The sequence below is a fragment of the Martelella sp. AD-3 genome, assembly GCF_001578105.1.
Taxonomy (GTDB): Bacteria; Pseudomonadota; Alphaproteobacteria; order Rhizobiales; family Rhizobiaceae; genus Martelella.
This window is the reverse complement of sequence record NZ_CP014275.1, coordinates 3,694,381-3,716,730: the sequence shown is the minus strand read 5'-3', so window position 1 is coordinate 3,716,730 and position 22,350 is coordinate 3,694,381. Positions and strand designations below refer to the sequence as shown.

General features: G+C 61.9%; 21 protein-coding genes. 8 read left to right on the top strand and 13 right to left on the bottom strand.

Features of this window, described 5'->3' with window-relative positions; translation table 11 throughout:
* Positions 1–10: 10 nt before the first annotated feature.
* Together AZF01_RS17175 and AZF01_RS17170 are read right to left on the bottom strand one after the other, a co-directional pair.
* Positions 11–985, bottom strand: coding sequence for a substrate-binding domain-containing protein (locus tag AZF01_RS17175; protein ID WP_371260704.1), 975 nt, complete (start codon positions 983–985; stop codon positions 11–13).
* A 191-nt stretch (positions 986–1,176) separates the two neighbouring features.
* A complete protein-coding gene (locus tag AZF01_RS17170) occupies positions 1,177–2,163 on the bottom strand; it encodes an ABC transporter permease (RefSeq protein ID WP_024709933.1) in 987 nt (328 codons plus the stop codon).
* A gap of 207 nt (positions 2,164–2,370) precedes the next feature.
* Here AZF01_RS17170 and AZF01_RS17165 point away from each other — a divergent pair, with 207 nt between their 5' ends.
* A complete protein-coding gene (locus AZF01_RS17165) occupies positions 2,371–3,399 on the top strand; it encodes a LacI family DNA-binding transcriptional regulator (protein ID WP_036238347.1) in 1,029 nt (342 codons plus the stop codon).
* Between the two features lie 382 nt (positions 3,400–3,781).
* Here the strand turns inward: AZF01_RS17165 and AZF01_RS17160 are convergent, their stop codons facing one another.
* The 5 genes from AZF01_RS17160 to AZF01_RS17140 form a co-directional block, all read right to left on the bottom strand.
* Positions 3,782–4,525: a hypothetical protein gene (locus AZF01_RS17160; protein ID WP_197489612.1), complete on the bottom strand. Its 744-nt coding sequence runs from the start codon at positions 4,523–4,525 to the stop codon at positions 3,782–3,784.
* Positions 4,526–4,530: 5 nt separating this feature from the next.
* Positions 4,531–4,809, bottom strand: coding sequence for a thioredoxin family protein (locus AZF01_RS17155; RefSeq protein WP_244435616.1), 279 nt, complete (start codon positions 4,807–4,809; stop codon positions 4,531–4,533).
* Positions 4,809–5,477 carry a MarR family winged helix-turn-helix transcriptional regulator gene (locus AZF01_RS17150; protein WP_081725899.1) on the bottom strand — a complete coding sequence of 223 codons (669 nt, stop codon included), beginning with the start codon at positions 5,475–5,477 and terminating at the stop codon, positions 4,809–4,811. The genes AZF01_RS17155 and AZF01_RS17150 overlap by 1 nt, the downstream gene beginning before the upstream one ends.
* A gap of 399 nt (positions 5,478–5,876) precedes the next feature.
* On the bottom strand, positions 5,877–6,350 hold the full coding sequence (locus AZF01_RS17145) for a hypothetical protein (protein ID WP_024709937.1): 474 nt from the start codon (positions 6,348–6,350) through the stop codon (positions 5,877–5,879).
* Between the two features lie 172 nt (positions 6,351–6,522).
* The gene (locus tag AZF01_RS17140; RefSeq protein ID WP_024709938.1) at positions 6,523–8,178 is read right to left on the bottom strand and encodes a glutaredoxin domain-containing protein; all 1,656 of its coding nucleotides are present in this window, start codon (positions 8,176–8,178) and stop codon (positions 6,523–6,525) included.
* 105 nt (positions 8,179–8,283) lie between these two features.
* Between AZF01_RS17140 and AZF01_RS17135 the strand changes: the two genes are divergently transcribed.
* The 4 genes from AZF01_RS17135 (at position 8,284) to AZF01_RS17120 (ending at position 12,171) form a co-directional block, all read left to right on the top strand.
* Positions 8,284–9,249, top strand: a complete 966-nt coding sequence (locus AZF01_RS17135; RefSeq protein ID WP_161633066.1) for a LysR family transcriptional regulator — start codon at positions 8,284–8,286, stop codon at positions 9,247–9,249.
* Between the two features lie 400 nt (positions 9,250–9,649).
* Positions 9,650–10,219 (top strand): TetR/AcrR family transcriptional regulator, encoded by a 570-nt coding sequence (locus AZF01_RS17130; RefSeq protein WP_051424176.1) that lies wholly within the window; start codon positions 9,650–9,652, stop codon positions 10,217–10,219.
* 40 nt (positions 10,220–10,259) lie between these two features.
* On the top strand, positions 10,260–11,561 hold the full coding sequence (locus tag AZF01_RS17125) for an alpha-amylase family protein (protein ID WP_024709941.1): 1,302 nt from the start codon (positions 10,260–10,262) through the stop codon (positions 11,559–11,561).
* Between the two features lie 70 nt (positions 11,562–11,631).
* A complete protein-coding gene (locus AZF01_RS17120) occupies positions 11,632–12,171 on the top strand; it encodes a hypothetical protein (protein WP_152534642.1) in 540 nt (179 codons plus the stop codon).
* 21 nt (positions 12,172–12,192) lie between these two features.
* Here the strand turns inward: AZF01_RS17120 and AZF01_RS17115 are convergent, their stop codons facing one another.
* Positions 12,193–13,380 (bottom strand): AraC family transcriptional regulator, encoded by a 1,188-nt coding sequence (locus tag AZF01_RS17115; RefSeq protein WP_024709943.1) that lies wholly within the window; start codon positions 13,378–13,380, stop codon positions 12,193–12,195.
* A 267-nt stretch (positions 13,381–13,647) separates the two neighbouring features.
* Between AZF01_RS17115 and AZF01_RS17110 the strand changes: the two genes are divergently transcribed.
* Both AZF01_RS17110 and AZF01_RS17105 read left to right on the top strand, forming a co-directional pair.
* The gene (locus tag AZF01_RS17110) at positions 13,648–14,208 is read left to right on the top strand and encodes a phosphatase PAP2 family protein (RefSeq protein WP_024709944.1); all 561 of its coding nucleotides are present in this window, start codon (positions 13,648–13,650) and stop codon (positions 14,206–14,208) included.
* Positions 14,205–14,726, top strand: a complete 522-nt coding sequence (locus AZF01_RS17105; protein ID WP_024709945.1) for a DUF6653 family protein — start codon at positions 14,205–14,207, stop codon at positions 14,724–14,726. Before AZF01_RS17110 ends, AZF01_RS17105 begins: the two co-directional genes overlap by 4 nt.
* 89 nt (positions 14,727–14,815) lie before the next feature.
* On the opposite strand, the gene AZF01_RS17100 is transcribed toward AZF01_RS17105, so the two are convergent.
* Positions 14,816–16,138 (bottom strand): TRAP transporter large permease, encoded by a 1,323-nt coding sequence (locus tag AZF01_RS17100; protein WP_036238349.1) that lies wholly within the window; start codon positions 16,136–16,138, stop codon positions 14,816–14,818.
* A 1-nt stretch (position 16,139) separates the two neighbouring features.
* Positions 16,140–16,643, bottom strand: a complete 504-nt coding sequence (locus AZF01_RS17095; protein ID WP_051424177.1) for a TRAP transporter small permease — start codon at positions 16,641–16,643, stop codon at positions 16,140–16,142.
* Positions 16,644–16,810: 167 nt separating this feature from the next.
* Between AZF01_RS17095 and AZF01_RS17090 the strand changes: the two genes are divergently transcribed.
* Positions 16,811–17,851, top strand: a complete 1,041-nt coding sequence (locus tag AZF01_RS17090; protein ID WP_152534648.1) for a LacI family DNA-binding transcriptional regulator — start codon at positions 16,811–16,813, stop codon at positions 17,849–17,851.
* 60 nt (positions 17,852–17,911) lie between these two features.
* Here AZF01_RS17090 and AZF01_RS17085 read toward each other — a convergent pair whose 3' ends face one another.
* Genes AZF01_RS17085 through AZF01_RS17075 form a run of 3 tightly spaced genes read right to left on the bottom strand, consistent with a single transcriptional unit; the run spans position 17,912 to position 22,334 of the window.
* Positions 17,912–20,380 (bottom strand): hypothetical protein, encoded by a 2,469-nt coding sequence (locus AZF01_RS17085; RefSeq protein ID WP_245308948.1) that lies wholly within the window; start codon positions 20,378–20,380, stop codon positions 17,912–17,914.
* 26 nt (positions 20,381–20,406) lie between these two features.
* Positions 20,407–21,243 (bottom strand): 5-dehydro-4-deoxy-D-glucuronate isomerase, encoded by an 837-nt coding sequence (kduI, locus tag AZF01_RS17080; protein WP_024709950.1) that lies wholly within the window; start codon positions 21,241–21,243, stop codon positions 20,407–20,409.
* Entirely contained in the window at positions 21,243–22,334 is a 1,092-nt protein-coding gene (locus tag AZF01_RS17075; RefSeq protein WP_024709951.1) for a glycoside hydrolase family 105 protein, read from the bottom strand. The genes kduI and AZF01_RS17075 overlap by 1 nt, the downstream gene beginning before the upstream one ends.
* Positions 22,335–22,350: the final 16 nt, after the last annotated feature.

The window sequence follows — 22,350 nt, the reverse complement described above, 5'->3', positions numbered from 1 at the left end:
GGTCAACAGATCAGAAGTAGACGTCCTTGTATGTGTCCTTGTCGGCAAGGACCATGCCATTGCCGATGGCGAGAAGGCCGTCGCCGGCGCCCTTGGTGACGGTGATGCTGTGATAGCCGTCGACGCCGAGATCCATGCCGTCAACGATTTCTTCGCCGGCCAGCAGTTTCTGAGCGGCGGCATTCATTGCCATGCCCGCCTTCATCGGATCCCAGAAACCGATCGCCGTGATGGCGCCGGATTCCAGATAGGGAGCGGACGGCGCGGGCAGGCCGGTGCCGACGAGGCATACCTTGCCGGCAAGTCCGGCTTCCTCGATGGCGCGACCGACGCCGAGAACGTCGTTGCCGGCGGAGGTCTGGAAACCCTTGATGTCAGGATATTTGCGCAGAATTTCCTTGGCTTTCTCGTAGGTGCCATTGGCATCGTCGAAGGATTCGTTGTTCGGATCGACAAGCTCCATGCCGGGGTATTTCTTGGCGTTTTCCTCGCCGGCGCCCACCCACTGCATGTGGGTGCGGCTGCCCAGCGAGCCGACGAAGGTCGTCCATTTGCCTTCGCCGCCCATGCATTCGGCAAGGCGTTCGTTGAGCGCGGTGCCGTAGCTGTCGTTGTCGAAGGCCTCGATGTCGACCATGGTATTGCGCTGGTTGTCGGCCTCGTGGGTGACGACGATAACGCCGCGGTCCATGGCCCGCTTCAGCGTGCCCTCGATGACGACCGGGTCCATCGGCACGACGGCCAGAGCGTCGACGCCCTTGGCGATCAGGTCCTGAATGATCTGGAGCTGCTGCGCCGCGTCGGCGGTGGCCGGGCCGTAGCCTTCGGCGACGACTTCCGGGTGCTCGGACTGATATTCCTCAACACCCGTATTCATGCGATCAAACCACGGAATCCCGCTGATCTTGAACACGGTGGCGATAACGGGTTTGTCGTCCTGTGCGGCTGCCATGCCGGTTGCGCCCGCGAGCGCGGTTGCAGCCATAAGGGTTGCGACGGCGACTGTTTTGAAATGCTTTCTCATTCTTTCCTCCAATTTTCCCTCCGTTTCCATGGCCGTCCACGCGAGGGAATGCGAACGGCCGGAGCGCCTCAACAGTGAGTGTGCAGCGATGCTCCTGAAACCTGCATCGTTTGATCAGGGGCGGCGCGATTTGCGCCCCGAACCCGTTTCGACTAGCGGCGACCTCCCGGGATCAGATAGCTGACCAGGTCGTGGCGGCCGACGATCAGGAAGGCGAGCAGCAGCGCCCCCCAGGCAAAATCCCGGACGAAGTTCGAGAAGCCGCCGAAATTCAGAAGGCTCGACATGAGCTGCAACGCGATCGCCGACAGCACGACGCAGATGATGCGTCCATACCCGCCCTGTGGGCGGACCCCCGCCATGACTGCCACGAGAATGGCGATCAGCAGATACGACGTGCCGTAGTCCCATTTTACGTTGACATTGCGTGCGGCGATGATGACCCCGGCAATGCCGGCGAGCAGACCGCTCAGCATATAGGTCGTCGTGATCACCGCACGCTTGGGAAACCCGGCGAAGGTGGCGGCCTTCAGGTTCGAGCCGCCGAGCATCAGCCACTTGCCATAGGGCGTAAAGCGCACGGCAAGTCCGATCACCGTTGCGACGGCGATGAAGATGATGAAGCCGACCGGCACGGCAAAGATGAAGCCATTGCCGATATTGTAGAGCGGATCCGGACTGCCGACGGTCACCGCGCGCCCTCCCGAGACGATCACGGCCAGGCCGGTGAAGGCCATTTGGGTTCCGAGCGTGCAAAGGATCGGCGTAATGCCGACAAACGAGATCAGGAGCCCGTTGACCAGTCCGCCAAGGCAGCCGACGACAACGGCGATCAGCGCAAATGTCGCGGTGAACATCACCGGCTGATCATAGGGATCGAGAAAGCTCGTCACGACGATTGCCGAAACCACGCCGGCGAGATTGGCAAGCGAGATGCCCGACAGGTCGATGCCGCCATTGCCCGCGCACATGGCAAGCGCCACGCCGATCGCCAGCAGGCCGATCTCGGGGACCTGTATTGCCATTGATTGCAGATTGAAAAGCGAGAGAAAGGTGCCGCCCGAAATCAGGGCGCCGATTGCCAACAGTGCCAGGTTCATGACCGCAAGCACGAGCAACTGACCATCCAGCCGACGCATTAGCACCTCCCGTTTACTAAATTGCCATAACTTTACTAAACGCTAGCAGACGAACGAGACGCCATCAAGAGCTAAATTTGGGAAAAAGCCGTAATTTGGTCTTCTCAAAGGCATGGAATACGCCTAGTTTCCAACTAAAATTCACTAAACAAAATGCGCGAAGACAAGACGGTTGCAACCTGAGCGCCAACCAGCAATTTTGAGAATATGAAAACCAAGACCATTCCCACGATTCGCGACATAGCAGCTGCCTCAGGGGTGTCAGCCGCGACGGTATCTCTTGTGCTCAACGGCAAGGGGGAGATTTCCGAAGCGACGCGGGTGCGGGTTCTCGAAGCCGTATCGCGCCTTAAATACGTACCGCGCGCCTCCCGAAGCCGTTCCAGCGAGGTCAAGGAGACATTGCGGTTCCTGAAAATCGCCAAACACGGCCAGACGGTGAACCGCGACCACAGCCATTTCATTTCCGATTATATCGACGGCATGTCGCAGGAGGCGCTGCGCAGAGGCTATGCGCTCGAGGTTGCCAGCCACGATGGCGAGACCATCGCCTCGATTGCGGAAGCCGTGGCCGGGGCCGCCGGCGTCAGCGGCGTTATCGCTCTTGGAACGGAACTGAGCGAAGAGGACATCCGCTTGCTGCAAAGCGTCGGGGCGCCGATCGTGTTTATTGATACCTTTTACGACGTCGTTGAGGCGAATTTCGTCAACATGAACAACATCGACGCCGTCTACAAGGTGCTGGAGCGCTTCAAGTCGCGCGGCTTTTCACGGGTCGGTTTTGTCGCAAGCCATGTTGGAACGACCAACTTCAAGCTGCGGCATGACGCCTATTTCCGCAACATGGAGCGGCTCGGTCTTGCTGTTGATCCTTCGCTGATCATTTCCGTCGAATCGACCTTTACTGGCGCCCATCGCGGTGCGTCTGATTATTTGGCGTCCGGCGGCAAGCTGGCGGAATGCTATTTTTGCACCAATGATATCATGGCGCTCGGCTTTGCCCGGGCTTTGCGGGAGAACGGTATCGGTATTCCTCAGGATGTTTCGCTGATCGGTTTCGACAATCTGCCGATGAGTGCCACCAGCGATCCGCCGTTGACGACGATTGACGTATCCAAGCGCAAGATCGGCTTTCATGCCGTTGCCTTGCTCGATGACATCATCAACGGTGCTGCCGACCTTCCGTGTGTAAAGATGCTGGTCGGCGCTGATCTTGTCGCCCGCTCCAGCGGCTAAGCCGGCTTCCGGAGCGGGTGCCTCCGCGACGGGCAAAGGGGCAAGTCCCGCTGTGCCCGCATCTCCGGAAACGCCCGAAGAAATTCACAGGCGGTGGCAGTCCGCCTCCGAACACCGGAGAGATTGCGCAGGATGCCATCCGTGCCGCGCGCCACAGGGAAGCCGTGGGGGATAGCTGCTGACTTCATACCGGGCGATCTCCCTGCATTCTTTTGGGGGGGCGGTGCATTCGACCTCGTCGCGGGCCGGGCATAACCTCCGGAAGGCTTCGATGGGCATGTCGCCGTCGCGGAAGTGGTCGGGTCCGGGCGGCGGCTCGGAGGCGTTCAGCCGCCGAGCCGCCTGGAGCGCCGGAGCAGGCTCGAGGCGCATGGTCACAGGTTCACTCGTTCACTTTTCCGGGCAGGCTCAGATCGCCCGAAACGATGTCGAAGACATTGACGACGCACAGAAGCGGTGCGTGAATACTCTCATTGACCCGAAGTCCGACGGTCACGCCGTCATAGGACGCAGCTTCAACGACGCCGATATGGTCGAACGGCACGCGCACCTCGACGATCCCTCCGCGGATCAGCGGGTCCCAGCCCGGACTGTCGATCAGGATCGGCAGGCCCGGCCAGGTCTTCGGCAGTCTCGGGCTGGCGCTCTCGGGGATGTCGATAACCTTCAACGCGCCGGGTCCGCAGGCATCGTCGGGACCGAGGACGACCCAGTGGCTGTGCCAGAGATCGCCGTCATTGCCCGGGCTGCCATCGCCATTCTCATCGAACAGCGGCGTATCGTCAAAATCCGGATGGGCCGTGACGGCGAGGGCGAGCATACCCGTATCGTGTTCGAACCCGACTTCATAGGGTTCGATGTTCGTCGGCCAGACATAGGCGAAAACTTCGCTTCCTGCGAGCTGGCCTGATGGTGTCGGCTTGCTTTCGCCCGCGCGTCCGGAGACGCCGATGTGGAAGGTGGCGGTATTCTTCTCCGTCGTGATCCGGGCATGAACGATGTCGAACTGTGCCGGGACCGCGTCCGACGCTTCGGCGTGGATGCCCCCCGCATGATCCGTATCATGCGCCGCCGCCGGTGCGGCCAGGGCGGCGGCAATCGCCGCTGCTGCTATAGCGTTTCTCATGGCCATCACCTCAAATCCGAGAGAGCGGCGCCATGATTGATGTGCAGCGCAGAACCATCGATGACAAGCGCAGGCACGGAGTTCACCCCTGCGGCAGCGGCCTCGTCGATCCGCTGAGGCGTATCGCCGAGATGGACGATCTCCAGATCGACGCGGGCGCGATCGATGATCTCGGTGATGTTGTTTTCGGCGGCAACGCAGACCGGGCAGCCTGCATGGTAGAAAATCGCTTTCTGTGTCATAATATTGGAGTCTCCTGTCTTTTGAGAGTCGGGTTCAGACATCAGGACGTCTCGCCCGTTGCCGCGGGCGGGGCGTCCACTTTTCCGGATGACGTCCCGAGAAACTTCCGCCACAGGGCCGAGGTCTCGGGGTCGCCCGCCGGTTCATGCTCGCCGCAGTCGAGACGCAATTTCGCGTCCCCGAAGGCGGCGTCCACGAAGGCGCAGTGATGTGGCGCGGCCGGATCGTTATGGACGTTCGGCCGGAAAAAGCTGCAGGTCGCGCACATGCGCTGAACGGGGATCGCGCCGCGGACCTGCAACTCGCGGATCATCCGGGTCAGGGTCCTCAGAAAAACCCCTTGTTCGTCGGCCTCCAGCGTATCGATCGCGCCGAGAAGCGCATCGGGCCATTCGGCCATCACCCCGGCGACACGCTGCCCTTGCGTCGTCACATGCAGCAGCGAGGCGCGCCCGTCTGCCGGATCGGGCCGTCTTTCGACGTGGCCCTTGCGGATCAGCGCCGATAATGCGTCGCTTGCGGTCGGTTGCGTGACCGCAAGTTCCTCCGCGAGCGCGGTGATGCGTGCGGGACCGCGCCGAACGAGATGAACGAGGATCTGCGCCTGTGTCGGCGTGAGAGATTCTGTCTCGGCCTGCTGCCACCCTTCAGCCCTTAGATACAGGCCGATCTTGGCAAGACCTGTGGCAATATGAAATTTCTCTGTCATCGCGCTCTCCATGCCGTTCTTTTTACATAGGACTCCTATGTATGTCAACGAAGCCGACGGGTGGATGTGAGCTTCCCCTTCGGTCAGGGGACCGGGCAGGATTTGGTGAAAAGCTTGCCTTGTCCAAGACCAACCGGATTGTGCGCATGCCTCTGCCGGTGACATCGGCCTGCTGCAACCCGTGTCCGCCGTGCATGGTCGACAACAGCGGCGATTTTGCCGCCATGACGGACGATAACGTCAACCATTAGCTGACGTTTCACGCTGCGGGCGGAGCGCAAAGATAGGCAATGAGGAGAAATGGAAGCGTTCAGCGCCTGGGGGTGCACAAAGTTGGTCGTTTTCCGGCGAGGCCGACGTTTTGGGCGGGATTGGCACCGCAAGCGCTGGACTTGTTGATTACGCCTGAACGAGTGCGATCTGCAGCAAGACAGTGAGTGCCGCCGAGAACAACCCGACATGATGGAGCGCGGCCAGCTTGCCCAGACCCTCGCGTACGATCTCGATCCTGCCGTCGGACGGGTAGTCCTTGACCGCCTCGATACGGCCGAAGAGTTGACTCAGCATGTAACCCAGGCAAAGCGCCAGCACGATCAGCACCGTGAGCGGCGCCCAGGCGAAATCGCGCTGCCACGCCTGCACTGCGAGCAACACCGTTCCCGTACCCATCGTGGCCATCATGGTCGGGGGCAAGAGCCGGATCAGGCGGTTGAGTGCCGCGTGGACCGTCCGCGCCGTCTCGTCCGACACGTTCTGCGTCATCGGATTGCGCATGACCGCCCAGACCGGCTTCTCGATATAGGACAGCGTCAGGAATATTCCGCATGCGAAGGCGAAGCAGACCGTGACAAGCGATGAGATCAAAGAGGTCATGAAAAGAGTCCTTTTCGGGTTAACGCTGCGTCTGGAGCGATTTCAGACGCAGTGGATACCGGGTCACCGTCCGCAACTGCGTAAAAGCTCTGGCGGTCCGGTTCCGGCATTTGTCCTTGAGGTTGCCGCAGTCGAACGTCGGAAGCTCCCGGACCACCGGCAATTCATTCCGTCAGGTCGCCGCCCCGTGGCGCTCCTCGGGGAGCGGATAGCGCAGGGCGAGCGTGTCCGCGGTCAATTTGTGCTGCTCCAGAAAGTCTCGGACCTGGGCTTCGATCTTCGGCCTGGCAATAGCCGAGAACCGCTGAACGAGGCCCGCAACGCCGCAGACGGTGAAAAGGTGAATGAGCTCGACCGGTGTCCAGTGATCGATCGCGGGTTGAATGAAACGCCTGGGGGTGGTGATCGGCGCTTGACCTGAAAGCCAGGCCACGGTCAACGCGGCACGCTCTTTTTCGGTGAAGAGCGCCTGCCCCTCGGGGCGCGACTTCGCCGCATCGAAACAATGACGGGCACGCTCGACCGCGCGTTGATCGCTCCCGGCCGCCCTGTAGGCAAGCAGCCCCTCCACCGCGGCGAGATAGTCATGGCCTCTGGCAATGGCCGAGACGCGCGCCATCAGATGCTTGAGTTCGGATGGCACCGGCGAATGATCCCGGTCCTGCATCATCTCGGCATAGAAGATCGCGTGACGGGCGCGCAGGTGCTCCGGCCAGAGGCGCATCCAGTCCGGCAGGAGGCCCAGTTCCCGTCTGGTATATGCGTTCACGCCGCCCGCCGCCTCAACAATTGCCTCGTATTTCGCGACCATCGCTTCCACAGAGGGACCGCCCTGGGGCAGGTCGTGGTCGAGATTGGTCGCTGTGCGATCCTCGCTCACACCGTGACGACCGGCCTCGATGCCCGCGCTCTGCTCGGACTGTCGCGCCCAATGGGCTTCGATGTCGACACCGGCAAGATCGTTGAAGGTGTTGAGGAAACCGAACGCCGAGGCGATCATCGCCGTGCCGGTGATATTGGCCTCGACGTCTTCCTGAGAGATGCGCTTCCGCGAGGCATTTGCCCGAACCCGCGCCAGCAGTTCGTCGCTAACCGTGTTGGTCGCCGCCGCTGCGGCGAGATCGGCAAGCGCCGCTTCGAAGGGGCCGATCGGAGAACCTTCCGGTGCCTGCCCCCGTCGGGCGGCTTCGATCAGTTTCGGGATGCCGAGCGATTTCTCGCCCGCCGCCGAAGTCATGTGGACCTGGCAATAGTTGCATCCCGACGCCTCGGACGTGGAAAAGCCGGTTGCCATCATCACCGGTTCGCCGAGAATCCTCTGTCCCGTCCCGATGGCGCCGACATTGTGGGCATAGACAAAGAGCTTATAACTCTCCGGCCAATGATGCTGGAAGTAAAAACAGTTCGGCCAGAAACCGAAAAAATCCTTATAGAAACGCAGAATGGCCCACTGCTCGGGATCATCCGAACGCGTTCCGTCTCTTTCGGGAATATAGTCTTTGAGCACGATATCCTCCGCGCCATGCGCGATGGTTTCGTCAGAGAGGTGATCCGTGTCGATCGCGGCGGTCGCTGCGGCAACGAGCGGCGCAAGTCGTCCGGCGGCGTTGAGCGCGACAAGATCCTGCGAACCGTTGATATGCATCTCGCCGGCGAAGGCCTGCGGCACTGTCGATACACCGGACAGGTAGACGCTGAGATTGGCGGTCCGCGGCGAGGCGCTCACGTCATGCTCGCCAAATCCGAGGCCGGCGCGTGACAGCGTCTCCTTGGCCGCGACGCAGAACCGGCAATCGGGTTTGGTGAAGAGTTGCAGCTTCTCGGTCATATCGGGCTCCGTTCGTTTGTTCGCGTTGAGCATATATTGGCACTGGACATTCAGCGCGAAAACCGATCATTCTTGAACAAAATGTTCGGAAATCGGAACAATAATATGAACAATTTTGATCTGAACGATCTTCATGGATTTGGCTTGATCGCGAGCGCTGGCGGATTGAGTCCCGCCTCGCGACGCTTCGGGGTGCCCAAGGCAACCCTGTCTCGCGCACTGCACCGACTGGAGAACGCCGCGGGCGCCCCTCTCTTCGATCGTATCGGCCGGGGCTTGCGCATGACGCCGCTCGGCGAGAGCCTCCTGCCTGCCGCCGAGGAGGCGCTATCGCTCCTTTCGACGGCGGAGGAAGCCGTGCGCCTCGGTCAGGGGGAGCCGAGCGGACGTTTGCGCATCGCGTCCAGCGCACTTTCGGGCCAGAAGCTGCTTGCGCCGGTGCTCGCCCGGCTGACCGAACGGTATCCGGCCGTACAGGCCAGCCTGCGTGTCACGAGTAGCGGCCCGGATCCGGTGACCGAGGATCTTGATGTCGTAATCCGCGTTGGGCGGCCGAACGAGCCTTACCTCGTTGCAAGGAAGATCGCCGCCTCGCCACTCGCGCTCTACACCTTCCGCACGCGCGGCGCTGAGGTTGATCTTTCCGATCCGAGCGCTGTAGAGGGTCTTGGCCGGATCGACATCGCCATTGATGAGTTTCCCCATGAATGGAGAATGACCGGCTCGAAGGGTGAGGTCGTATACCTCACAAGCGAGCCGTTGATGACGGTGAGTGAACCGACTGTCGCTCTCGGCATCCTGAGCGCCGGCTCCGGGGTCGCGCTTCTGCCGATGTTGTACGCTGAGCCATTGGCCCGCGCCGGCGCCCTTGTTCGGGCGCTGCCGGATTTCATCGGACCGCAAATGGAACTCTTTGCAGCGCTGCCGCCAAAAAGGTCGAACGTACCGGCGGTCCGGGCCTTTCTGGATCTGCTTGTTTCCCACGTGATGGAAATCAAGGACGTCGCCAGCGCCTACGACTTCACGACGGAACGAATCTCGATGGCTTCAAGAACCGCAAGAGCAACTTGAGCCGGCCCTATTTCGGCCGGATATCCTGCCAGAACCGATGGGGCACGGGGATAGGTTCGGGGTCGCCGAACGCGTCAGGACGTTGCGTGAAGCCTAGGACAAGTCGCGGCCCAACGGTGATTGCTGGCCGCTTGATTTACGGCTTCGTGGGGTTGATTGCCTCCAGGCCGGATGTTCCGATACCGCATGCCCGGCCGGTCAACTGACAAAGACAGAAAACGCCGGATGCTGCCTCACGTCACGTTCTGCGCAAATATGCGCCGCTGCGTCCCGCTTTGCATCGAACGTTACCATTCTTTTGCAGCCAAATACCGTTCTTAGGGGAAGAGCATATCTTGACGACGGTATACCGAACGGTATAGATCAAGTCATGATACACGCGACCCCCACGAGAGCCATATTGCTCGAACATGCCCTTCGTCTCTTTTCCGCCTATGGCTATGAAGGCGTTGGCGTTCAGCAGATCTGCAATGCTGCCGGCGTGGGGAAGCCCACGCTCTATCACTATTTCGGGTCCAAGCTCGGCCTTCTCGAAACCTTGCTGAAGGAGGGTCTGGCCCCCTTGCATGACGCGCTGGAGCGGGCCTGCATGGTTGCGCCGTTCGACCGTGCGCTCACTGCGCTCGCGGAAACGACATTCGGTTTCGCCCGTGAGGAACCCGCGCTCTACCGCTTTTACCTGACGCTCTGGTTCGCCCCGGTCGAAAGCGAGGCGCGGCAGGCGGCCGAAGAGCACCACCAGCGCCATTTCGAGGCGTTAGACGCCTGTTTTCGTGCCCATGAGCAAGCTTCCGGCGGCGGGTTGACGGGGCGGCACAGGCTTCTGGCGGCCTCCTTTCTCGGCCTGGTCAACAATCATATCGGCATCGCGCTCAACAGCTTCGCGACGCTCAACGCGCGCTCGGCGGCCGACACGGTCGCCATGTTCCTGAACGGCGCCCTGCCGCCCTCTTCTTCCGACGGAGAATAATCGCACAATGTACCAGTCAGTACATAATCAGGGGCGACCGATGCCCTCATGGATTGAGCACGCCGTTTTCTGGCATCTTTATCCACTCGGCTTCACCGGGGCGCCGATCCGTCCCGATGCCGACATGCCGCTTGAGCACAGGCTTGACCATCTGCTGGAATGGCTCGATTACGCCGTCGAACTCGGCGCTTCCGTCCTGTTGCTGGGCCCCATCTTCGCCTCAGCGACCCATGGCTACGACACCACCGACCATTTCCGGATCGATCCGCGGCTCGGCGATGAAAACGATTTCGACAGGTTGATCGTTGAGGCGCGCGCACGCGGCCTGCGGGTCGTGCTCGACGGCGTGTTCAATCATGTCGGGCGCAGCCACCCCTTTGTCCGCGACGTGCTGGATCACGGCGGGTCGTCCCCGAAAGCATCATGGTTTCGCTATACGCCGGAGGGCGAACTGGCCACCTTCGAGGGGCACCACGGTCTCGTGGCGCTCAACGGCGAAAATCCTGAGGTCGAGGCCTATGTCCGCACCGTCATGTGTCACTGGCTCGACCGCGGGGCTTCCGGCTGGCGGCTCGATGCGGCTTACGCGATGGCGCCGGAATTCTGGGCGCGGGTGCTGCCGGGCGTTCGCGAGCGCCACCCCGACGCCTTCATCTTCGCCGAGATGATCCATGGCGACTATGCCGGATTCGTCCAAACGAGCGGCGTCGATTCCATGACCCAGTACGAACTCTGGAAAGCCATCTGGAGCGCGCTCAACGACCGCAATTTCTTCGAACTGAGCTGGGCGCTCGACCGGCATAACGGCTTTCTCGACCACTTCATTCCGCAAACCTTTGTCGGCAATCACGACGTCACGCGGCTGGCGAGTTGCCTTGAGGACGCCGGCGCGCTGGAACAGGCGCTTGCCGTGCTGTTTACGGTCGGCGGCATTCCCTCGGTCTATGCCGGCGACGAGCAGGCCTTCCATGGCGTCAAGACGGAAGGCGAGGGCGGCGACGACGCGGTTCGCCCAGCCTTTCCCGAAAGTCCGCGGGATCTCTGGCCGGATGGCTGGTCCGTCTACCGCCGCCATCAGGAGCTGATCGGGGTGAGGCGCCGCCACCCCTGGCTTGTCAGGGCGCGCACGAAGGTCCTGCGGCTGGAAAACACCCGGCTCCTCCTCGAACTGGCGCATGACGGGCGGCGGCTTTTCCTGGCCCTCAATCTCGACGGACCGGCATCCTTTGCCGCGCCGGATGCGAAGGCGGTGCTTGCGGGACGCGATGCGCATCTTTCCGGCGCAGGTTCGCTGCATCTGGGGGCAAAGGGCTGGGCCATTCTGTCGACAGCGCAGTGTTGACCTCATCGGCCCAAACGGGCTGTTTGATGCCAAAGACACTGTAGAGCGGAAACCTGTGAAGGCAGACATCATGAAACGCATCAGTATAACGGCCTGGGCAGCCCTGGCGATCGCCGCCTGTCTTTACGCGACAATGACGCTCTGGACGTTGCCGGCGATCAGTCGGACCGCTGGCGGACTTCCGCCTTTCGATATGCGGCCTGGCGGCTATACATTCGGCGAAGCGAAAGCCTTCCTGTCGGCGCTGTCGGAGAACGGGCGGGCGCTTTATCTCGGTCCGCAGCAGCATCTCGATCTTGTCTTTCCGGCAGCGCTTGCGCTTGGGCTTGGCCTTGCGCTCTATCGGCTTGCGCCCTTCACCCGGTTCTGGAAGCTGTGCTTTGCCGCAATACCGGTGATTGGGATGGCGTTCGACTATCTGGAAAACGCCGCCGTCAGGGCCATGCTTTTCGCCGGGCCGGCAATCCTTCAGCCCGAACAGGTCGAGACCGCCAGCCGGTTGACGATCGCCAAGTCCGTCTTCGGCAGCGCCGGTTACGGCCTCGTCCTCGTCTTCCTGGTCCTCTGGGCTGTGCGACGCCGGCGGGGCGCTTCCGCTTCCCACGTTTGAAGAAAAGGCAGGCCGCCAGTTTTAGCCCGTGGTGCCGTTCGGGTCTGCGTCGTCGTCCGTTCCCTGCGATTTGCGGAAGGCCGCAGGCGTTTGTCCGGTCATGCGCCGGAACGAGGTGTAGAAAGCGGACTTGGAATTAAAGCCGACATCATAGGCGATCTCAAGAACCGTTTGCGTTTCGGAAACCAGAAGCCTCTTGGCCGCGTCGATCCGGTGGCCGTTGACAAATGCGTAGAAGGACTGTCCAAGCGTTTCGCTCAGCGTCTGCGAAATATAATTGGGCGTAACGCCGATATGCTGAGACAAAGACCAGAGCGAGAGATTGGCGTCCCGGTAGAGCCGCTCGTCCGCCATCGCGGCGGTGAGCTTCTCCGCGATCCGCTGCTGCATCTCGCGTGACAGCGCGCTTCTTTCATATTTGCCGCTTTCGCTTGTCCTTGCCTGGGCCTCGTCCGGCGGCACAAGGCCCGGTCGCTGGCGTAGCCCCCAGACGCCCAGAACCATGACAATCAACAGCGACCACAGGCGGTCGATGGCGACCGGAACCACGGCCCAGCCCAGGGGGTCGAGAAGGGCGGCATCGACAAGATTGAGCAGGGCGTAGATGGCGACCAAGCCCATCAGCCAGTTGATCCAGTAGAGCTCCAGCCGCTCGGTGCTGGCATAGAGATCGCAGAGCCGCTTGCGGTAGCCTGTCAGCCTCCGGTACATCAGCACGACATAGACCAGCCACAGGGTGAACGTCGCCGGGCCGAGCAATCGCCAGATGACGACAAGAGCGGAAAGCGCCACCGGCAGCGGCGTCCCGGTTTCCGCGGCGGAAAACAGGCCGTTGCGCGTTGCGACAGGCAGCAGGGCCATGGCGATGCCGGCGACGGCGGCAAGGGCGGGCAGGATGAAATGCAGGATCGACGGTCTGCGGGGCGGTCCTTCCCGCGTCAGCGCCAGAACATAGAAGTAAAAGAGCGGCGCCAGCAATGTGCTTGCCGGCGCGAACAGCCCCCACACCAGCGAGGAATAGACATGCCCCGCAAGCGTGTTCTCGTCGAAACGCAAGGGCAGGGGCGAGATGATGAAGACCAGCAGGAACAGGCATCCGAGCAGCCGGGAGCTTGTGTGAAACCGCGTCTGGCCAAAGGCCAGCACGGCCGAATAGAGCGCGACGACCGGCAGGGCCGTATCGGCAATGGTTTTGAACTGGTCGATCAAGGGCGGTGTCGGCGTTTGTTTCGGTCGTTGAGAAATCTTTCTAGCGCATCGGCCCGAAAATCGGAATCGCTTTTCGGAAAGCACGATGCGTAGATTCAATAGGTTAGAGCGTCCTTTGTGCGTCCGAAAGGACGCACGGCGCTCTAGCGGGGCCAGCCGATAACCGCAAATTCCGGCTTCTCCGGTGTCCTCGCCTGCCGGGCAGGACGACGCGACGGCGTCTGCGTCCTAGCGCATCCGTGATTGAAACAGTCACGGATTGGACATTTGAAGCAAGGCCTACTCCATTACAGAAACATCCTTGTCATCGCCGTTCTGGCGCTGTCGCTGTGTCTCTCGCAGAAAACGGTCGAAAGCTACGGCGACAACCTGCAGATCGCGCTTCCGGTCGCCGCCTTCGGTTGCCGGATCGCAACCGGCGGCGGCGGAGACTATGCCGCGCGCTTTCTGGCGATGCTCGGCACGGTGCACCTCGCGAAATGGGGGCTTGGCGGCGCCCGGATCAATATCCGCCCCTCGGGGAGCCTTCACGGGTTCCCTTCCGGCCATATGGCGGCGGCAAGCTTTGGCGCAAGCAGCCTCATCAATGCCTGCATCGAAAAATCGCCGGTGACGAAAACAGTGGTCATACTGGCGGCGTTCTTTGTTGGCGGCTCGCGCATCGAATCGGATTCGCATAACCTCTGGCAGGTTCTTGCCGGGGCGCTCTGGGCGCTCTTGTTCGAGCGCGGCTTCAGAAAGGCCCCCGGACGGCTTCGACGACTGGCGCGCAAACGAAAGGACGACAGGATGGCTGCGGGTACAAGCAGGGAGAGCATCGGCCGATGAAACTTGCCGAATATGCAGAAAAGCTGATGGGAATGGACGACAGCACCTGGCAGCGCCACGCCAATCCGTGGAGCGGCTGGAGCCGGCTGACAGTGCTGCCCGCGATCGCGCTTGCCGCCTGGAGCCGGATGCTGATCGGCCCCTGGGCCATCCTGCCTGCCATTGCGGCCCTTGCCTGGGTCTGGCTGAACCCCAGGCTTTTCCCGCCGCCCAAACGCAAGGATAGCTGGATGACGCGCGGGATTTTCGGCGAACGGGTCTGGCTCAAGCGCGGAAGCGTGGCCATTCCCGCCGGCCACGCGCGCGCCGGCACAATCCTGAACGCGCTCTCGGCCGTCTCCGGGCTCATCTTCGTCGCCGGCCTGATCTGGCTCGATTTATGGTCGACGCTTTCCGGCATGGCGCTGACCATGCTGCTCAAGCTCTGGTTCCTCGACCGCATGGCCTGGCTTTACGGCGATATGGAGAAGGTCAACGCCGAGTATGCCGCGTGGTCGCGCAGCGAGCGGGCGACTTGAATTGCGCGCGGTTTCGCCTTCTGGAAAAGAGAAGCCACGGCGCAGAACGCCGCGGCCTATTGTGTCATCCCGGCGGGGGGGGGCAATTCTTACATCAGGCCCAGCAGGCGCGGCAGGCCTGTGGTGAGGGCCGGAATATAGGTGATCATCAGGAGGGCGATCACCAGCGTGATGAAGAAGGGCAGGAGCGGCTTTGCCACCTTCTCGATGCTGACGCCGCCGATGCTGCAACCGACGAAAAGCACCGAGCCCACCGGCGGCGTCATCGAGCCGATGCCGAGGTTGAAGATCATCATCAAGCCGAACTGCACCGGGTCCATGCCGACTTCCCGCGCAATCGGCAGGAAGATCGGGGTGAAGATCAGCACCGCCGGCGTCAGGTCCATGAAGAAACCGATGATCAGCAGGCAGATATTCATGATCAGCAGGATCACGATCGGGTTTTCGAAGGTCAAAAGCGCATCGGCGATCGCGTCCGGAATGCCGGTGATCGTCATCACGTAGGACATCACGCCGGAGGCGGCGATCAGGAACAGGATCACGGCGCTGGTGACCATGGAACTCTTCAGGACGTCGACATATTCCCGCCACGTGGCAAGCCGGTAGATCAGCGACAGAACGAAGGAGTAGAGAACGGCGACGGCTGCGCCCTCGGTTGCCGTAAAGGCGCCGATGACGATGCCGCCGATCACGACCACGACCATCAGCAGCGGCGGCAGGGCCTGCCAGACGATCTTCGCCGCTTCGCCGAGGCCGGGGATTTCCGACACCGGAAACTTCCGGCGCTTTGCGATGATGCCGGCGACGATCATCACCGAAAGACCCATGAGCAGGCCGGGCACATAGCCGCCGATAAAGAGGGCCGAGATCGAGGTGCCGCCGGAGACCAGCGAGAACAGGATCAGCGGGCCGCTCGGCGGGATCAGGATGCCGGAGGGCGCCGAGGCGATGTTGACGGCGGCCGAAAATGTCGGGTCGTAGCCCTCCTTCTTCTGCAATGGGGCCATGGTTCCGCCGACGGCGGCGGCCGCCGCGATCGCCGAGCCCGAGATCGAACCGAACAGCATGTTGGCGATCACATTGGTGTGCGCGAGCGAGCCCGGCAGGCGTCCGCCGATCAGCTTGGCGAGGTTCACCAGCCGGATGGCGATGCCGCCCTTGTTCATGATGTTGCCGGCAAGAATGAAGAACGGGATCGCCAGCAGCGTGAACGAATCGACGCCTGCAAACATCTTCTGGGTGGCGACAAAGAAGGCGACGCTTGGCGGCAGGAAGAACAGGCCGGTCAGAATGGAGGACACGGCGATCGCCACGGAAATGGCAATGCCCTGGGCCAGCATCAGGAAGAACAGGCCGAAGAGCAGGACGGACGCGAAAACCGTCTCGTCCACATAGTCGAAGATAAAGTCCATGTCAGAGGCTCCCGACCGGCTTGAGGGCTGCCCGGTTGCTGTCGCGAACCAGGATGATCATGTTCAGCGACTGAAGGATGAAGATCAGCACGGCGGCGATCGGCATGATCAGGTAAACCTCGCCGATGGGAATGCGCATGATCGGCGAAAACTGCGTCATTGAGGATGTGACGGCCTTGATGCCGCCGAGAAACAGGATGAACGCCGAAAACACCAGAACGACGGTGTCGTTGATCAGCATCAGGATCAGCTTCTTGCGCCCGCTGAGCGCCTCGATGACAAAGACAAGCGACAGGTGCTGGCGGGTGCCGAAGGCATATGCCGATCCGAGAAAGGCCATCCAGATCATCATGAAGCGGAGAAGTTCTTCGGTGTAGAGCGCCGGAGACGCAAGCACATAGCGGGTGAAAACCTGCCACAGCATCAGTCCTGCCATGATCGCCAGCATTGCCGAGGTCAGGTAAAGCAGGGCGCTCTCCAGAGCATGTTTTATTTTGTCTATCATGGATGTCCTCCATGTCCTCCACGACGGAGGCGGAGCGTCGTCGTTCGGGACTGTTCTTCTGGTGCGGCCGCAAAGGTGTCCTCCCCGCACGGTCGCTTTGATGATATCATGCATCATGAAAAAAGATTGCGCCATATGAAAGAATATTTCATAGTATGGCAAACGGAGTGATGCAGATGAAAAAGGAAAGCAGGCGGCTTCGGCTGAGCGATCTGGCGCGTTATTGCGGCGTCTCGCCGTCCACCGCGTCGCGGGCGTTGTCGGGAACGCCGGGGGTTCGGCCGGAACTGAGGGAGAAGATCCTTCAGGCGGCCAAGTCCCAGAATTATCACGTTCCCATGTCGATCGCAGGCATGAAAGTCATCGTCGCGGCCAGCGCCAGCGCCATGCTCGACTACCAGCGCAACCAGTTCACTGCATTTGTGCTGGAGGGCATGCGCGAACGCGCCGAGGTTCTCGGCCTGTCTTTGTCGACGAAGGCGATTTCGAACGCGGACGACGAGCGCCGCATGCTGGACGAGGCTGCCGGCGATCCCGAGATTGCGGGCGTGCTGATGCTGACCATCGATGAGGACGAGATGCTGGTGCCGGCGCGCGCCTTTCAGAAGCCCGTGCTGCTGGTCAATGGCGATGATCCGCTGATGCGGCTGTCGAGCATCGCGCCGCACAATCGCGCGGCCGCAGCCCTTGCCACGCGCTACCTGAAATCGCTCGGTCATTCCCGCATCCTGTTTCTCGCCCGCCCCGGCCGGCGCACCATCCTGCGACGCCTCGAAGGCTGGCGCGACGAAATCGAGACGATCGAGGGCGTCCACTGGCGCGATCTCGTGGTCGATGCGACCGATTGGACACCGGAGGCCGCGATCGAGGCGATGCGCCGCCATGTCGGGGAAAAGGGCAAAGCGTTCACGGCCGTTCTCGCTGCCGGCGACAGCTTGGCGGCCGGCGCCATTTTCGGTCTGGGCGAACTCGGCCTGTCGGTTCCCGACGATGTTTCTGTGATGGGGATAGACGGCCTGCCGCAAAGCGACTTCCTCGACCCGCCGCTGACCACGGTTCAGATTCCGATGCGCGAGATGGGGGCGGCGGCGCTGGACATGATGCGCGACCTTCTCGACAACGAGCCATTTCTGCCGCGACGGACGGAACTGTCGTGCGGGCTTGTCGAGCGCGGGTCGACGGCGCGTGCGAAGGGTGGCAAGGGCTGAGGCGAAAAGAACAAGCCGGCGGACGCCCAGAGCGCCGCCCGCCGGCATTTGCTGAACCGTCTAGTCGAAGCGGCGGATTGTGCCCTCGATCGTCCAGTCGGCGGGGTTGAGGCTGCGCCCCTCCGCCGCAATCGTGCCATCCGTACCAAAGACGACCGTGCCATAGTCCGGATCGTCGACGGTGATGGTCCCGTCCTCGGCAAGGGCGTGGGTCAGGGCCTCGAAACGCCTCCGGAAACCGGCAAGTCCGCCTTCGACCTCTCCGCTTTCCGCCAGCCGGAACAGCCATGCGGTCTTGCGGCCGGTCTGGCGGATTTCCATGCCGGCGGTCGGGCCGGTCTGGATCGGCTCGAGAGGAGCCGTTCCGCTGGCCAGGACAAACCCGTCGCCCGAACGCGCGCAGGCAAAGTGCGAGCCGTCCATGGTTTCGTCGAAAGCCCTCGCGGGGAACCAGATATGGCTGAAATCCGGTTGCCCTTCATGGGTTTCGAAGAGCACCACGGCAAGGTTGCGGTATTGGTGGACGCGCGGCAGCGCGCCGCAACCGCCCCAGTAGGAGGGTCTGCCGAAACCGCAGTGGATCACCTCGCCGGGATGGTTCACCCAGATCTGCGCATCGGGATTGCGGCCGATCCGCAGTTGCAGCACGGTCTCCTGATAGCCCCATTCGCCCCAACGATAGCGGGCAAGCGACCCCATCGCCGTTTCCGCGGTCTTGTAGTGGTAGAGATGGGCAAACCGGTTTTCGCCTTGCGAGAAGGTCCATTCCTGGCGTGCGCCACCGACAAGCCGAGCCTTGTCACGATCGCTTTCGGGGATCGCAAGACCGAAATCGCGCAGGCACAGCAGGAATTGCGGCAGCGTCTGGAAGGTGCGGCCGTAATTGCCGCGTCCCCAGAGAACGCGGGCGATTGCAGACAGTTCGCTGGTGCGCGCGGCCATCAGCGTGTGCTCGTAGGAGCGTCCCTGGGCTGCGGTCAGCGTGCCGTGATGGGCGGAGGCGGCCACCACCGAGATCAGCCGCAGGATCGCCTTGCCGGCGCGCTCCCGGATATCCTCGTCATGGGCAAGGGCGTAGAGCGTCGTCAGGCCCTTGAGGTCGATCGGGAAATAGGGAACCGAGTTGAATTCGGCCATTTCCCATTTCTCGAAGTGATCGAACCAGTCCCTGAGGCGCGCAGCGCCGCGTTTTGATTGTTCGGCGCCCGTCACATTGGCGCGAACGAAGGTCTTGTCCGCATGGAAATGCCCGGCCAGATAGGCGGCGGTGTGGAACAGCAGCGCGTGGTTTTCCGAATAGTACCACTGCACGTCATTGCCGGGCTCATCCAGCCAGTAGCGGAAGTTGAGCGTGGCGGCATCGATCCGCGCGCGGATGTCCTCCGACAGAAGATGGCCAAAGCGGATCCTGCCAAACAGCAGGGGCACGAGATGGAAATCGGCGCAGTCATGGCAGTTTTCGATTTTCGGCAGCGAGGCGGAAATCATCGCCTCGGTGCGGGCATCGCCGAGGCCAAGCCCGAGCCGTGCCAGCGCCGAAATCGCATCCGCATAACCATTATCGGCGACATGGCGGAGCGCTTCCTCGATGCGGGCGTCGAGGCTTTCGGGCGGTTCGCCCTGGTCCTCGCAGCGCGCGATCTCAACCGTGAACGGCCGCGAAAGCGTCAGTCCGCCGGCGCTGAGGCGCACGTCGAAATGGCGGAAGTCGCTGTGGAACGACGGCACGTCGCCGACGACCAGTCGCGCCGAACCGGCGGGGAGGGTCGCGGTAAAGCTATCGTGTTCCTCCGCCAGAAAATCACCGGCAACCATGATTTCAACATCGAGGTCGCGGCTGACGGTCTGCGGGCAATGAAAGGCGACGGTTCCCGACGAATAGGCCGGCTGCTCGAAATGCATGGTTTCCAGCATCTGTTCGATCTCGTCGGCGAGCGCGCTTTCGCAAGGGACATCGAGCGAAACGGCGGCTTCCGGTCCGTCGCAATAATCGAGTTCGAAGAAATAACGGGCGTCGCGTTCGGCGAGATCATCGAAGAACACGGCAATCTCGTTGAGACCCGCCTTCAGTTCGACGTCGAATGCCTGCTCGGTTTCGAAATTGCGCTGGTAGACGCTCATGAAACCCGCCTCTTCGCCGTCGACGAAGAGAATGGCGCCGCCGCAGCAGCTGAGCTTTAGCCGCGCCGTTCCGGCGGTTTTAGCCTCGATGCGCGTTTCCGCCCAGGCCGAAACCGCGGTGGCGCGGAACCAGAAGCCGGAGAGGTCGACGCGCGGCGAGCCGAACGGCGTCCAGATCCGTCCGGGCCCCTGCTTTTCGACGATTACGGGACGTTTGCCGCGCCGCTCGCTGACGAACTGCGTGCGGCAGGGATATTCGTGGGGGATGAAGTTCTTTTCCTTGGTGAGGAAGAACTGGGCATCCATATGGCCCGACATGGTGGTGTCGGGCACGTTGTATTCCTCTTGCGCAATGGCCGATACATGCCAGTAGCAGACCGGCGCGCCCTTCGGCAGCGGCCGGCGCATTGCGCCATTTTGTGGTTGTTGGGCCATCACAGAAGATCTTTCACGGCAACGGGCGTCACATTATTATAGGCTTTGTTCTCACCGGTCATGCCCCAGACGAAGCAATAGGGTCCAGTGCCGGCACCCATATGGATCGACCAGGCGGGCGAAAGAATGCCTTGCCGGTCGGCGACCACGATGTTGCGCACCTGTTTCGGTTCGCCCATGAAATGCATGACCCGGTCTTCCGGCGCCATGTTGAAATAGACATAGGCTTCCATGCGCCGCTCGTGCACATGCGGCGGCTCGGTGTTCCAGATGCTGCCGGGCGCGGGTTCGGTGATGCCCATCAACAGCAGGCAGCTCGGCGAGACTTCCGGGTGGATATACATGCGCAGCGTGCGCTTGTTCGCATGCGCCTCGTCGCCCATGGTGACGGGCTTGGAATCGGCCTTACGGATGAGCGCCGACGGCACGGCATAGCCGGCGGGCACCGAGTTCATGTAGAAGGCGGCAGGCGCGGAAGAGTTTTCGGAGGCGAGCCGTACGGATTTCGTATCGCGACCGACATAGACGATATCGCGATGCTCGACCGTATAGACCGTGCCGTCGACCGTCACGGTGCCCGTGCCGCCGAGATTGACGATGCCCATCTCGCGGGCATCGAAGAAGCCGGGCGTGCCGACCGCGGCGCCGTCGGCGATTTCGGCTTGCCCGTCGACCGCCAGAAAGCCGCCGATGATCATACGGTCGACATGGGTGTAGACCATCTGCAGCCTGTCGGCGACAAACAGGTTATCGAGCAGGAATTCCTCGCGCAGACGCTCATTGCTGTAGGTGCTGACGTCTTTGGGGGAGACCGAATAGCGTGTGTCTTCAAACATCATTCTTCCTCCGCTTTGGCAATGTTGAGGGCTTCGACCAGCAGCAGCAGGGCCATGGACTGGCCGTAGCCGGTCGGCTGGATCGGGATGTCCTTGTAAAACTGGAGATCGTGGCCCATGCGGGTGCCATAGGACACATTGTCGACAATGCCGTCCTCGCCGATATTGTCGAGCGTGACGGCAAGCGCCTTGAGGCCCGCCTCGCGCCAGCTTTCCGGACCGATTCCGAGCCGCGCGCCTTTCAGAAGCGCGTAGCCGATGGCGGCGGTGGCCGAGATTTCCTCATACGACGTCGGATCGTCGACCAGCGTGTGCCATGCGCCGTTTGCCGCCTGATAACCGATCAGCGTTTCAAGCTGGGCCTTCACCACTTCCGTCAGGTAGCGCTTGGTGGCGTCATCGAGTTCGGCAAGTTCGAGAAGGTCGAGAACGCCGGCGGAAATCCAGGAATTGCCGCGCGCCCAGCGGGCGCGGGCGAAATTGTGGTTGCCGTCAAAGGTCCAGCCGTGGAACCAGAGCCCGGTTTCCGGCTCCGCCAGATAATGCGTGTGCACCAGAAACTGGAAGGCGGCCTCGCTCACCAGGTCGCGGCGCCCCGCGCCCTCGCCATAGCTTGCCAGGAACAGCGCCACCATGAACAGCGTGTCGTCCCACAATTCGTCGTCATTGATCTTGTCGGACACATTGTGCTGGAAGCCGCCGCAGCGCGTGCGCGGCATTTCGGTCAGGATCCTGTCGGCCCAGTCCCTCATTGGGGCTTCCCATCGCGGATCGCGGGTTTCGCGCCACAGCAGGGACAGAGCGAGAAGCGGCGCGGTGGTGTTGACGTTTTGCGGCGGCAGGCCCTTTTCGATATGGGCGGAATACCAGTCCTCGAGCAGGGTCTTCACATCGGCATCGCCCGTCTTCAGCCACATCTGGGCGAGACCGTAGAGGCCGACGCCCTGCGGCCATTCCCAGGCGTTGAAGCTGACATAGTCGCCGGCAGTCCCGTCGAGATTCGGTTCGTTGAACTTGCCTTCGTCGCGCAGCGACTTCAGGCCAGCGACCAGCAGCTCGATCTTGTGTTTCAATTGATTTGTGGAAAGCACGGGTTTTCCTCCGATG